Annotated in this window: 10 protein-coding genes; 4 read left to right on the top strand and 6 right to left on the bottom strand. The window is 46.9% G+C overall.

What is annotated here, in order from left to right:
- Positions 1 to 155 precede the first annotated feature (155 nt).
- Positions 156 to 1,193: a M20/M25/M40 family metallo-hydrolase gene (locus QUB68_RS01495; RefSeq protein ID WP_332988706.1), complete on the bottom strand. Its 1,038-nt coding sequence runs from the start codon at positions 1,191 to 1,193 to the stop codon at positions 156 to 158.
- Positions 1,194 to 1,451: 258 nt separating this feature from the next.
- Positions 1,452 to 2,030, bottom strand: a complete 579-nt coding sequence (locus QUB68_RS01500) for a hypothetical protein (RefSeq protein WP_332988708.1) — start codon at positions 2,028 to 2,030, stop codon at positions 1,452 to 1,454.
- Between the two features lie 346 nt (positions 2,031 to 2,376).
- Here QUB68_RS01500 and QUB68_RS01505 point away from each other — a divergent pair, with 346 nt between their 5' ends.
- Both QUB68_RS01505 and glgP read left to right on the top strand, forming a co-directional pair.
- Positions 2,377 to 5,715 carry an EAL domain-containing protein gene (locus tag QUB68_RS01505; protein ID WP_332988711.1) on the top strand — a complete coding sequence of 1,113 codons (3,339 nt, stop codon included), beginning with the start codon at positions 2,377 to 2,379 and terminating at the stop codon, positions 5,713 to 5,715.
- A 372-nt stretch (positions 5,716 to 6,087) separates the two neighbouring features.
- Positions 6,088 to 8,646: an alpha-glucan family phosphorylase gene (gene glgP, locus QUB68_RS01510; RefSeq protein ID WP_332989213.1), complete on the top strand. Its 2,559-nt coding sequence runs from the start codon at positions 6,088 to 6,090 to the stop codon at positions 8,644 to 8,646.
- Positions 8,647 to 8,892: 246 nt separating this feature from the next.
- Here glgP and QUB68_RS01515 read toward each other — a convergent pair whose 3' ends face one another.
- A complete protein-coding gene (locus QUB68_RS01515; protein ID WP_332988714.1) occupies positions 8,893 to 9,651 on the bottom strand; it encodes a DUF429 domain-containing protein in 759 nt (252 codons plus the stop codon).
- Between the two features lie 32 nt (positions 9,652 to 9,683).
- On the bottom strand, positions 9,684 to 9,863 hold the full coding sequence (locus QUB68_RS01520) for a ribbon-helix-helix domain-containing protein (protein WP_332988715.1): 180 nt from the start codon (positions 9,861 to 9,863) through the stop codon (positions 9,684 to 9,686).
- Between the two features lie 191 nt (positions 9,864 to 10,054).
- Here QUB68_RS01520 and QUB68_RS01525 point away from each other — a divergent pair, with 191 nt between their 5' ends.
- Together QUB68_RS01525 and QUB68_RS01530 are read left to right on the top strand one after the other, a co-directional pair.
- On the top strand, positions 10,055 to 10,267 hold the full coding sequence (locus QUB68_RS01525) for a hypothetical protein (RefSeq protein WP_332988717.1): 213 nt from the start codon (positions 10,055 to 10,057) through the stop codon (positions 10,265 to 10,267).
- A gap of 65 nt (positions 10,268 to 10,332) precedes the next feature.
- Positions 10,333 to 10,503, top strand: coding sequence for a hypothetical protein (locus QUB68_RS01530; protein WP_332988719.1), 171 nt, complete (start codon positions 10,333 to 10,335; stop codon positions 10,501 to 10,503).
- Positions 10,504 to 11,053: 550 nt separating this feature from the next.
- On the opposite strand, the gene QUB68_RS01535 is transcribed toward QUB68_RS01530, so the two are convergent.
- Together QUB68_RS01535 and QUB68_RS01540 are read right to left on the bottom strand one after the other, a co-directional pair.
- Positions 11,054 to 11,944: an alpha/beta fold hydrolase gene (locus QUB68_RS01535; protein ID WP_332988720.1), complete on the bottom strand. Its 891-nt coding sequence runs from the start codon at positions 11,942 to 11,944 to the stop codon at positions 11,054 to 11,056.
- A gap of 20 nt (positions 11,945 to 11,964) precedes the next feature.
- Complete coding sequence (locus QUB68_RS01540; protein WP_332988722.1) at positions 11,965 to 12,111, bottom strand: hypothetical protein; 147 nt, start codon at positions 12,109 to 12,111, stop codon at positions 11,965 to 11,967.
- Between the last annotated feature and the right edge of the window lie 2 nt (positions 12,112 to 12,113).

Below are 12,113 nucleotides of genomic sequence, written 5' to 3' on the forward strand. Positions count from 1 at the left end.
CGCGGTTTTTGCACTCACTTTGGTCAGCATATCAAAACTCAGGCAACAATTAACTTATTTATTTTAAAACTTCTGGAAATTTTCTAAATATCTGGTGTACATTGCAAACCTTACGCTTGTATTACTAATTACCAATTACAATTACCAGTTACCAATTACCGAATTTCCAATAACTTAGCCACTGCATTGACCACAATTTGAGCAGAACCGGCGAAGAAAGCTCGATCGATAGTTGCGAGTGTATCGGTAGACTGGTGGTAGTGGGGCGATCGCAAATTTGCAGTATCCGTCACCAACACAGCACCAATTCCTTTATACCAGAAAGGCGCGTGATCGCTACGCAAAACATCGGGAGTCAGCAACCCTTTCAGGGGAACAGGTAGCGCCACCACTGCTGGTAAATCGGCGTTTCCCGACTCCGCAAAAGTTTTCAACAGCAGCGGATGTTCCGCATCCCCAATCACAGCGATAAACTCGCCCTTGTCGGGAGATGTTACCCCCGACGCTTCTAGAAAAGGTTGCGCTGTCAATCCTTCGGGATATTGCTGACACCCCGGCGTGTGGCAAGAATAACCTACCATATCTAGGACGATCGCACCCTGCAAATTTTTTAACCGCGCTGGACTACCAGCGAATGCTAAACTGCCTAAAAGTCCGATTTCTTCCCTGTCGAAAAATGCCACTTGCAATGTCCGAGCAGTGGGACGAGAACCCAGCAATCTTGCTACTTCTAAAACTGCTGCAACTCCCGTCGCATTGTCGTCAGCCCCGGGCGATTTTGGTACGGTATCGTAGTGTGCGGCCACTAAAATTGCCCCAGCCTTTGAGTCAGTACCTTTTCTCTGGGCGAAAACGTTAATTCCGCGATCGAACTCCTGCAATTCTGGGGAAAATCCGAAACTTTTTAGTTGTTGGGAAATGTAGTCTCTCGTCAAAGAACGATCTCGTTCTCCCTCGCGTTCTCCTGCTAAATTTTCAACGTGTTTCCACAACCGGGACGGGTCAATTTGAGGCAGATTGACTGCATCTTTTTCAGCAGTCAGCGGCGAGGGTGACGGGTTTTGGGAAATGTGGATATTGCGATCGATCGAAACTTCCGGTACCGCCGAAAACCGCTGCAACGAGTCTGAGCCCCAACCCGCAGCCGCCACCGCAACCAGAATAAATAGCGCTATCCAAATCAATTGTTTCATCAGTAAGTCTATGCGATCTTTTATAGTGTGATATTTGAGCTTTTACATTGACACCAGAGTCAAAAATAAATCGTTTCCAAAAATGAAACTCAAAGCTCTTAAAATTAGCGCCGTTAGTACCCATTTTTGATTTATTTACCTAAAAAATCCGGGGAAACATTTAAAGGTCGCCGTCGAATGTGTCTTGCTTATTTGGCTATTCAACGGCGACCTGCAACCCTACTAATTTACCGTTTCCTATTCAATCACAATTCAAAACTAATTTTTTTTCCATTCAATCTCCTTGTTGCCCAATATTAACCCGCTGCTGCTGGCAACAGCGTAAGGAATAGTTGTTGCCGAAAAATCAACTATTTGAGTTTGTTGTTGAAACCACTCTGAATAACTGGGATTTAGTTCGTCGTACAGTGCTTTTAAAGCTTGGATTTCTGCTTCTAGCTGCACTGCTGCTTGATTGATTCTGCGAGCTTGTGCTTGCAAGCGTTTTTCCCCGCTTTGAACGTGGTTTTCTAGTTGTTGCCAGTGCTGTCCCGCCAGCAATTTGTCTAATTCACCTTGTTTGTAATCGAGTAGCACCTGTTTTTGTTGCAGTTGCTTGTCAATAATTTGAGTTTCTCGATCGATCTCCTGGATTTGCTGCAACCACTGCTCCCCAAAAGCAGCATTTTGCTGGTGGAACTCGGCCATGGCCTCAGGAGTATTATTCTTGGGAAAAGTGACTGTCACTCGGCACTCAGAGCGCTGTACGCAAAGTTTTTCCCGTGCCTCTTGCAGGGTGGGAACTTCTGCTTGCAGCGCGCGGACTTCTGTTTGGAGTTCTGGGATCGTCTGACTCATTGGTTCAATTAGTGGGCCTCTGCATCGATTTTAAGCTAATTGTTTATTTTTATAACAAATCTCGATCGCCTTCTGGCGGCAATTCTCTAATTTTAGCGCGCTCCCAGCCGCACTCTAGGCATAATGGCGGATAATTTGTGGCACAATGGCCGATGACACATTTAAAATTAAGATTAGAATTATAATTAGTTACAGCAATAAATTATTTTTTTTAAAAAAGTGCGTTTACCAAATCCACATAAATTAAGGTTCGATATGTTTTCGGATCGCACCTGAGCTTCTGCTCGATATCTTCAGATTTTAAACGGCGGGCAAGCATCTATTTAAAAATTAGGAAATAAAGCCAATGAAAATTACTGGTCAATTAATGTTTGGATATTTAACTGCTGCTCTTTTTGGCGTACAAATTTTCCTTAATGCAAAACTATTGCCTGGTGCAGGCGATAGAGACTGCCATCGCGCTGTAGAAGCAATTTTAGTGGTGCCTCAGAAACTTAGCTATTTGCGATCGGCATCTGACGCTTTTTCTCCAAGCGCTGACTTATTTGTGGATAAATTATCCAAAATAGAACCGATAAATGCTTCGAGCGATAATTTTATTCAATCTCAGGAAACTCCCCAAACAGAGCGTAGTTTTAGTTTAGAAAAAATCGGTTATTATCTGGCTTTTATTTTTGTAGTAATCTCGTTATTAATCAGAACGAATAGGGCAAGTATCTTATCCAAGGCGATCGGGCTAATCAAACCTAACTCTGAAACAGGGAAGGACAAGCTACCAGAAGAAGAAAAAGTTTTGTATCCAAAAAAAGAACAGGATATCCGGGATACTATTGCCAAAATGACTCAAGATGTGCAGCAAACTGCCGAAGATGCCCTCGATATTTGCGAGGAAATGAGCGTCTCGATCATTGCTACAACTCCGGGCGGTCATATCCTGTCCTTAAACCAAGCTACCTGTCAACTTTTAGGATACTCTAAAAAAGAGTTGTTAGGCAAAGCAATAGCCGGACTTTTTAAGGAAACTGAATCACCACCAGGGCTAGAAATAGCAAATTTAACAGCCGAAGGTTCTGTCCGCAATGTCGAGAAAGTCTACCTTTCTAAACAAGGAAAAAAAATAATTGTACTGCTTTCTATTTCAACTATTCGGAATGGCAAAGGCGATGTGAGCGGCAAGTTGTATGTAGCACAAGACATCACCGATAGCAAGCGGGCTGAAAGAGATTTGCGGCGCAGTGAAAAAAAGTTTCGGCAATTGGTAGAAACTGTTAATGCTGCTGCATTGATCTATCAGCGCAGACAGTTGCGCTATGTCAATTCTCAGACAGAAGATCTGACTGGATATACTCGCGAAGAATTGCTAGCTTTGGATTTATATGATTTAATTCATCCAGATTTTCGGACAACAGTTAAAAAATGGGGTAAATCCAGCCTGCCGCGAGACAGTTCCGGCTCAAAATATGAAGTGAAAATTATCACAAAAACCGGAGAAACACGCTGGATTGAAGCAACTGTAGATATTATCAAATTTGAGAGAAAAGCATCAATATTGGTCACGGCTTTTGACATTAGCGATCGCAAATTAGCAGAGTTAGAACTAGAAACATCCCTTTCCTTGCTTCAAGCAACCATTGAATCTACTGCTGATGGCATTCTGGCTATTGACGGTGGAGGAAAAGTTGTCAGCTTTAACCGCAAGTTTGCTCAAATGTGGCAGTTGCCGGATTTCCTGCTAGATTCGAGAGATAGCAACAAAATTTTTGGGAACGGAATCAACCAGTTAAAATACCCGGAAATCTTTCTCAACCGCGCTAAAGAATTGTCCGATCGCCCTGATGCAGAAAGTTTTGATATCATCGAGTTTAAAGATGGCAGAATCTTCGAGCGCTACTCGCTTCCGCAACTCACGGGAGGCAAAATTACAGGTCGAGTATTCAGCTTTCGCGATGTAACGGAACGCTGGCAATCCCAAGAAAAACTCCGTAAAAGTGAAGAACGCTTTCACCTGCTGACGCGAGCGACAAATGATGCAGTTTGGGACTTTAACCTGTCAAAAAGTGAGTATTGGCTGAGCGAAGAGTTTGAGAAAGTTTTTGGATACAAACTCAACGAAACTCAGACGATAGAATTAGAATCATGGTGGTTGAATGTTCATCCTGAAGAACGAGAAAGAGTGAAGTCAAGCTTCAATGAAACAATGAACTCAGATGCTCAATGTTGGTCGGAGGAATACAGCTTTCGCCGCGCTGACGGGGGATATGTTTTCATACTCGATCGCGGTTACATCATCCGCAATGCCAGCGGCAAAGCAGTGCGGGCAATTGGCACGATGATGGACATCACTCAGCGCAAGCAAGCTGAAGAAATTATTCGCTATCAAGCTGTTTACGACCAACTGACGGGTTTGCCGAACCGGATACTTTTTAACGATCGCCTGCAAGCGTCATTAATCAAAGCTAAAACAACCAAAAAAATGCTGGCTGTGATGTTTTTAGATTTGGACAGGTTCAAAAAGATCAATGATACACTAGGTCACGCTGCGGGCGATCGCCTGTTAGAAGGTTTTGCCGGACGGATCAGCGACACTTTGCGATCGACTGATACGGTAGCCCGCTGGGGAGGCGACGAATTTACCGTGCTGCTTCCCGAGATAAATTGCTTGGAAGATGCAGTTAAAACAGCTCAAAGAATTCTCGACAATTTGAAGCCAGCATTTAAACTAGGAGAACAGCCGTTGCACATCAGCAGCAGCATCGGCATTGCGGTTTATCCAAACGACGGCGAAGATGCGGAAACTTTAGTCAAAAATGCCGATGCTGCCTTGTACCGCGCTAAAGAAATGGGAAGAAATAACTATCAGTTATATACTTCAACAATGAATCCCCAAGGCAGCCAGTTACTGACTCTCGAAAACAGGCTGCACGAGGCTCTAGAACAGGGAGAATTTGAGATTTTCTACCAGCCAAAAGTCAACATTACTACTTGGAAAATCCAGGGTATGGAAGCCCTGCTGCGCTGGCAACATCCAGAATTAGGTTTAGTTTCTCCTGCGACGTTTATTCCGATCGCCGAAGAGAACGGACTAATTGTCTCTATTGGCGAATGGGTGTTGCAAACGGCCTGCACTCAAAATAAAGCTTGGCAGGATGCTTTGCAACCAGATTTGCGGGTAGCAGTCAATTTTTCGGCGCGGCAGTTCCAGCAATTTAATTTAGTACAAATGGTGGCGAACTGCTTGGAAAAAACTGGTTTGGCACCGAAATATTTAGAGTTAGAAATTACCGAGACTACAGCCATGCAAGATGTGGATTATACCACAAAAGTTCTGAGGGATTTGCAAAATATGGGAGTGCAAATTGCGCTGGACGATTTCGGCACGGGTTATTGTTCTCTAAATTATCTCAAAAAGTTTCCCTTGAATATCTTAAAAATTGACAAATCTTTTGTCTGCGAACTGACGACTGATCCGTGCGAACGGGCGATCGCCAATGCTGTAGCGACGCTGGGGCGAGATTTGAATTTGAGCGTGGTGGCCGAAGGAGTAGAAACTAAAGAGCAGTTGGAGTGTTTGCGATCGCTCCACTGTCACGAAATTCAGGGTCACTATTTTAGCACTGCGCTCTCGGCTGGCGATGCGAGCAAACTGTTGGTAAATTCTCTGTTGAAGAAAGTTAAAATTGCTTGACAGTTGTCAGTTGGCAGTTGTCAGTTGGCAGTTGTCAGTTGTCAGTTGACAGTTGACAGTTGTCAGTTGACAGTTGTCAGTTGACAGTTGTCATGAGCGGAAAAAGACGGCGGTTGAAACCGCGCCTATACAAACGATGTCCGCCTTCGCGGACGAAGAAAAGAGAAAGACGGCTTGAGACGGCGGTTGAGACGGCCGTGTCTTCTTCAACCCACGGAGGTGCGTGAGTGTTTGTATCGACGCGGTTTCAACCGCCGTGTCTTCTAAGATCGATCGCCCGCGCCACTTAAAAATTAAAATAGTGTGCAGAATCACCCACTTGCGGCTCAAGAAAGAGGAAAATATCGCTACCCCAACATAAATGCTTTGTCTATGCAGCCCATTCGCACATTCAACGTTTCCCCCTCGCTACCGGCAATTCTGGAACCACTACGCAAACTTGCCTATAACCTCCACTGGGATTGGAACGTAGATACCAAAGACCTTTTCCGCCGCCTCGATCGAGACCTCTGGGACTCCAGCAACCAAAACCCGGTGCTGATGCTGGGAACCATTTCTCAACAGCGACTGCAAGAAATGGCAGAAGACGAAGGCTTCATTGCTCAAATGAACCGATCGGCCCAGCAGTTAGACGATTACCTCAAAAATCGCGCCTGGTACCGCAAACAGCGCGGTACAGACAAGCAAGAATGCTACGCTTACTTTTCGATGGAATTCGGCTTAGTTAAAGCCCTACCCATCTATTCCGGCGGTTTGGGCGTGCTCGCCGGCGACCACCTCAAATCAGCTAGCGATTTGGGCTTGCCCTTAGTCGGTGTCGGCCTGCTCTACCAAGAAGGCTATTTTTCGCAGTATCTCAACGCCGACGGCTGGCAGCAAGAACGCTATCCGCTCAATGATTTCTACAATATGCCGCTGCACCCAGAACGCAATCCCGACGGTTCGGAATTGCGGATTGAGGTGGACTATCCCGGCCGCAAGGTGTATGCCCGGATTTGGCGGGTACAAGTGGGAACGGTTCCTTTGTACCTGATGGATACAAATATTGAACCTAACAGCCGCTACGACCAAGATATTAGCGACCAACTGTACGGCGGTGACAAAACCCTGCGGATGCACCAGGAAATCATGCTGGGCATCGGCGGCGTGAAAATGCTCAAGGCCCTGGGGCTGACAGTTACGGCTTATCACATGAATGAAGGCCACGCGGCTTTCATGGCTTTGGAGCGCATACGGATGCTGATGGAGGAATATCACCTGAGTTTCGAGGAAGCGGAACAGGTGGTGGTGTCGAGCAGTATGTTTACGACTCACACGCCGGTGCCTGCTGGGTTTGACTTGTTCGAGGCGGATATGGTGATGCACTATCTCGGTCAGTATCCCAAGATGTTTGGCTTGTCGCAAGATGAGTTTCTCGGATTGGGCCGGGAGAATACTGGCGATTTGTCCACACCTCTGAATATGGCAATTTTGGCAATTAAAATGTCGAGTTTTGTCAACGGGGTGGCGGCTTTGCACGGTGTGGTGTCGCGCCCGATGTTCCAGGGGTTGTGGCCGGGTTTACCGATGGAAGAAGTGCCGATTACTTCGATTACTAACGGGGTGCACGCTCGCAGTTGTGTGGCGAAGTCTACTCAGGAGTTGTACGATCGATACCTCGGCCCTGATTGGGAAATGACCGGCCAGGACGATCGCCTGTGGGACAGAATTGCGTCGATTCCTGATGAGGAATTGTGGCGCAATCACGAACGCTGTCGATCGGAGTTAGTGGTGTTCGCGCGGGAGTGGCTGCAAAAGACTCTGCGTGAGCGCGGTGCTGCTCAAACGGAAATCGAGAACGCGCGCGAGGCTCTCGATCCGAAGGTGCTGACGATCGGGTTTGCGCGCCGTTTTGCTACTTATAAGCGGGCGACACTATTTTTGCGCGATGTCGATCGAATTATGCGGATCATGCGCGATAAAAACCGCCCCGTGCAGTTTGTGATTGCTGGGAAGGCTCACCCGATGGATATTCCGGGTAAGGAATTGATTCGGGATATCGTTCACTTCATCCGCGAGCACGAAACTATTAATTCAATGGTGTTTTTGCCGAATTACGACATTAACGTCGCTCGGATGATGGTGTCTGGCTGCGATGTGTGGCTGAATACGCCGCGCCGCCCCCGTGAGGCTTCGGGTACTTCCGGGATGAAGGCTTCGATGAACGGTTTGCCGAATCTGAGCATTCTTGACGGTTGGTGGGATGAGGCGGATTATGTTCGTACCGGTTGGCCGATCGGACATGGGGAGTTTTACGAAGATACTAAGTACCAGGATGATGTCGAGGCGAATGCTTTGTACGACTTGATGGAAAAGGAAGTTGTACCGCTGTTTTACAACCGGGATTCTGATGGAATTCCTCGCGGTTGGACGGCGAAAATGAAGGATTCTATTGCCTTGAATTGTCCTTTGTTCAATACTGCTCGGATGGTGAAGGATTACGCGCGACGGGCTTATTTCCCGGTGAGCGATCGCTTCCACACTATGACGAACGACGGATGCGCTCCGGCTAAGGAGTTGTCTCACTGGAAGAAGCACGTTCTCTCGAAGTGGTACGATATTAAGATTGAGGCTGTTGATATTTCCCAGGATAAGGAAGTTAAGGTCAATCAGTCGATCGCTGTTAAGTCTCGCATTAATCTAATGGGATTAACGCCTGCGGATGTGCAAGTCGAACTTTATCAAGGTTCGGTTGATGCTAATGGCGAGATTGTTGGCGGCGTGCCGATGGTAATGCAGTATTTGGGTGAGGATTCTCACAATGCTAGTCTTTATACGGCTGACATTACTTATACTTCTAGCGGTTTGCAAGGTTTGTCGTTGCGGGTTTTGCCGAAGCACGATAATCTCAGCAGTCCCTATGAAGTTGGTGTGATTCTTTGGGCACATTAGAAGAAGTTAGTTGTTATTTGTTATGTGTTATTTGTTGGTACGAATAACTAATAACTAACAACAAATAATATCAATTCCGGTGTAACCGGAATGACAAGCGAGGAGACGGCAGTGCCGTTTCCCTACCGCGATTAATTGTAGGGACACGGCAGTGCCGTGTCCCGGGTGTTAGTAATATTAATTCCGATGCAACGGGATTTTTTGATATAACTCACACTAATTCCGGCTTAAATACTCCTTGTCTTCTTATTGAAGTTGGGGTATGACTATGTAGCCGATTGTGCGATCGCCCAATACGAGATTCCGCTCGATTCCCCAGTACCACCAGTGCGCGCCGATATAAGCGCACAGCAAGGCATCTAGCTTGTCTTCTAAGGCTTTGAGAGTTGCAACACTGGTGGGGATTTCGGGGAGTTTTGAACCGCCAAGGCTCACAGGCAAGATGCCTGTGCCACAAGACAGATTTAGAGAGGGTTCAAGGCTCGGTAAAATATCGATAATATACTGGCAGAGTTTCATCAATTCTAGTTGACGCTCTGCCAGTTTTCCTTTTTTGTATTTGATAATTCTGTCTAATTGAAATAGATTGATTGTGGCTGGATGGGGAAAGACTTCTATTTGATATCTTCCTAGTTCTTGAGCTTCGATTGTTGGTGCGTGGACAAATCCTCTGGCTTCTAAACTGAGGCCAAATTCTACCGTTTTTTGGGCGAAGGGGCGGGAAAGGTTGGCGGGATAGCAGCCTGCGTGGTAGCGGCCGAAGTGTTTGTGGGTGAGTTTGTCGGCGAGGCGCATTCCTGTTGGATTGCTGATGATTGTGGGCGCGTCTACGGCGATGATTGCTGGTTCGGTTGGAGAGATTTGAGTGTCGATCCAGGTGAGGATGTCGTTGGTTGCTAAGAGGCGATCGCACTCGATGAATTGTAATTGGTTATTTTCCCAATTTAAGCAGCACAAACCGCTGGCGCCTGAACTCCAACCTAAATCGATGCCGATAAATTTCATAGTTGTTTAAAGGGCGATCGCCCAAACTGCACTTAATTTTTCTCCTGCTTTTCATTAGATGGCGGGGGCTGTTTTTGCTTTTGGCGTTCTCTCACAGCTTGCTCTAAAAGGAATGCTGATAAGCCGCTGATTGAGCGCCGTTCTTCATTTGCCCACTCTTGGAGTAGCTCATAGATTCCTTCTGTTATAGAGGTTGATATGCGTTTAGCCATTAGAGGTTAATTGTTTCTTATTTAAGCCGATCGCCAGTGTGCAGTATTTTAGGCAATCTTGTCCATAGTGCTGCGTAGTGGTGTAATATGCTGCACTATGCGGTATGCTCTTGATAAGTCAAAAGCCAGCGTGCTCCCTAGTAAAGTTCGTCGCTGGCTTATGGCCCCTAATAAACAAGGAGGCAATCTCTATGGTACGGCCTGGAAGCGACGAGAGCGAATATACCCGCGGCTATCAACAAGGTTTAGTTGACTTTGGTGTCACGCAACTGCTGTCACGCATCCGCAGCTACTCGGATGACGATTTTGATGCCGATCGCGCGCAGTTGACTCAGCAGGAGTTGGAAAGCTTGGTGGCGATGGTGATCGAGCGCGTGGCGGCGAATATTAAGGGTAGTGCGTAGGCGCAAGCCGGGGCGTAGCCATCGCCCGTTATCTCAACACTCTCAGAAATGCCAATTCTCCGATTATGGGTGGCGATCGCAATTCTTGGGCGATCGTGCGGATTTTGCCGAATGCTCAGCATTACACAATTGCTCGTTTTTTCAACCGCCAAGATGCGGACGATCGTTTGAGGGCTTTGTGTCGGTTTATTCCTGACGGAGTGTTTGAGGTTGTGTGGGTGCGATCGGCTGTTTAAAGATACCAGGGGCGGGTTTCGCGACATCTGGAAAAAATTAGATCGACCCGCCCAACCCAGGGACAATATTTAAGTTATTATATAACTGTGTAGTTTTGAGTTCTATGCAATCAAGTTTTAATGCTAAAAAAAATCTCAACTTTCTGATTTTTTGAGATCGAGTCCAGTCACTTACTTTTTTTGCAGTATCAGAATCTTTATTTAACCAACCCCGAAGATGCGCCATTTGGATCTTGTGGCGAAGTAAAAAATCAAGGGGCGGGTTTGCAGATATTTTGGAGGCCAATTGTAGAGCGTGGAAAACTAAAAAAAATGCCTTTCCACAGAAAAAGCACCGACGACTGGCCGTGTTTCGTCTCGGTGCTTTTTCTGGTTCGCTCCTCACACGTCCATCAATATAGCTAACTCGGCCGAATGTGTCAATACTTTTTACAAAAAATGTTTGTTGAGTCGGCCCAATCCTGGGTGCGAGTGCGGTGGAGCGAGGCATAACCTTTGGAATGCAAGGGTTTTGACCGATCGCCCTTTCCTTGCATTCCGCAGAAAAATTTTAGTTCAATTCCCGCATCCAGTCCAAAATCAGAGTATTTACCTCATTCGGACGCTCGTCGTGGGGACAGTGGCCCGTGTTGGGAATTGACACAAATTTCACGGGTTTACCACTGGCTGCTAATTCTTGATAAATCTGGCTACCGGCGATCGGCGTCCAGGGGTCGTCTGCGCCCCAAAGTACCAGTAACGGACGATCGACCTTTGGCAGCAATTCCGACGGTTGAGGGCCTGCTGGGGCCGTGAGAATGGAAGCAAATACTTGTTGAGCTCCCGGCTCGCAGGAGGGCGCGTGCAGGAGTTCTACGAGTTCGTCGGTGATGGCTTCCCGATTCCCGTAGACTTGGCGCAGGGTGTTGCGGATGCGGTGTTTTTTGCGGATGTTGTTGAAGACAAACGGGCCAATCAAGGGCGATCGAACTAATTTAGCAAAAGTCCCCATCACTAATCCCAGCGGAAAACTAAGTTCTTCGGGTCGGTGGTTGAGCCCGCCAGCACAGTTGATTAAGACACCGCCGGCTGATATTTCTGGATGATTGGCGACTACCATCAAACTCAGCAAAGCGCCGATCGAATTTCCGACAAATACCGCCGGTTCCTGTACCAACTCCGTCCAGAAATCTGTCAGCAATTCTTCCCACAATTCCAGGGTGTAATCGAGGGCCGGTTTAGCGGAAGCCCCGAATCCCAGCAAGTCCAGCGCAAATACGCGGTAGCCGCCGGCCGCGAGTGCGGGGATATTTTGCCGCCAATGCCCGATCGAAGCCCCAAATCCGTGAATCAAGATCAGAGGGCGGCCGGTTCCTTGGACGGTATATTGGATTTTGTGACCTTTCCAAGTCCAAATTAGTTTTTCAAAGCTGATTGCAGATACTAGCTGTTGTGCTGTCACGGTTATTATGTAAAGTTTCGTTAACTACTTTCATCATAGCAGAAGGAACAAGGAAGATTAATGCCCAATGCCCAATTCCCAATTCCCAATTCCCCATTCCCAATGCCCCATTCCCAATTCCCAATTCCCCATGCCCCATGCCCCATGCCCCATGCCCCATGCCCCATTT

Origin of the sequence: Microcoleus sp. A006_D1, assembly GCF_036702805.1 — a bacterium.
Taxonomy (GTDB): Bacteria; Cyanobacteriota; Cyanobacteriia; order Cyanobacteriales; family Microcoleaceae; genus Microcoleus.

Bases quoted from the DNA above. Each gene is read 5' to 3' on its own strand.
- QUB68_RS01495 (WP_332988706.1), bottom strand. From the start codon at position 1,193: ATGAAACAATTGATTTGGATAGCGCTATTTATTCTGGTTGCGGTGGCG.
- QUB68_RS01500 (WP_332988708.1), bottom strand. From the start codon at position 2,030: ATGAGTCAGACGATCCCAGAACTCCAAACAGAAGTCCGCGCGCTGCAA.
- QUB68_RS01505 (WP_332988711.1), top strand. From the start codon at position 2,377: ATGAAAATTACTGGTCAATTAATGTTTGGATATTTAACTGCTGCTCTT.
- glgP (WP_332989213.1), top strand. From the start codon at position 6,088: ATGCAGCCCATTCGCACATTCAACGTTTCCCCCTCGCTACCGGCAATT.
- QUB68_RS01515 (WP_332988714.1), bottom strand. From the start codon at position 9,651: ATGAAATTTATCGGCATCGATTTAGGTTGGAGTTCAGGCGCCAGCGGT.
- QUB68_RS01520 (WP_332988715.1), bottom strand. From the start codon at position 9,863: ATGGCTAAACGCATATCAACCTCTATAACAGAAGGAATCTATGAGCTA.
- QUB68_RS01525 (WP_332988717.1), top strand. From the start codon at position 10,055: ATGGTACGGCCTGGAAGCGACGAGAGCGAATATACCCGCGGCTATCAA.
- QUB68_RS01530 (WP_332988719.1), top strand. From the start codon at position 10,333: ATGGGTGGCGATCGCAATTCTTGGGCGATCGTGCGGATTTTGCCGAAT.
- QUB68_RS01540 (WP_332988722.1), bottom strand. From the start codon at position 12,111: ATGGGGCATGGGGCATGGGGCATGGGGCATGGGGCATGGGGAATTGGG.